This window comes from Polaribacter sp. 20A6, assembly GCF_011378915.1.
GTDB classification, from domain to species: Bacteria; Bacteroidota; Bacteroidia; order Flavobacteriales; family Flavobacteriaceae; genus Polaribacter; species Polaribacter sejongensis.
In genome coordinates this window covers 1-518 of record NZ_WTPZ01000141.1, presented here as the reverse complement: position 1 = coordinate 518, position 518 = coordinate 1, and the positions used below count along the sequence as shown (strand labels likewise).

Genomic DNA, 518 nt, shown 5'->3' with positions numbered 1-518 from the left:
ATACGAGCAGCAATACCATCGTGTTGTAAAAAGCGAGCCTGCGCTAATTTCTCAGATTGGCGCATCCTATCTAAGCGTTGTTTTTCAAGCCGTACTTGCTGACGTTGATCATCGTGGCTTTCACGATATAAAGTTTGTAGCAATGGGTACCAGCAACCGGCCTGCAAAATAAGCAACAAAAGGAACAAGGTTCGTGACAGCGGGGGATAAGACTTAGAACGTAGAAACGATAAGGTCCACATCGATCACCTCCTGTGTTTTTAATGAACCCGCTCCCGATTGGACGATGCTCATCTGCCATCGCCAATTTGGGTGTTTTTGACGCCATTGTGTGAGTAGAGGTTGCAATGTGTCTTCTGGTAGGCTCAATCGTATAGAGGCCGTATTATTCTTACTCTGAAATGACGACAAACGTACTTCTCGCGGCATTGTCCGCAATGTGGCTAATACCGCACCTACAAAAATATTACCTTGCTTTGGCAATACTATTTGCTGCGCTTGAGCTGTTTGTTGTTCTA

The 518-nt window shown here is 45.2% G+C and carries 1 protein-coding gene; it reads right to left on the bottom strand.

Translation table 11 applies throughout. The features are described 5' to 3' along the window. Positions 1-213: 213 nt before the first annotated feature. Positions 214-518, bottom strand: a 305-nt coding sequence (locus GQS57_RS18940) for a hypothetical protein (protein WP_205860331.1), incomplete at its 5' end; no start/stop codon positions are given.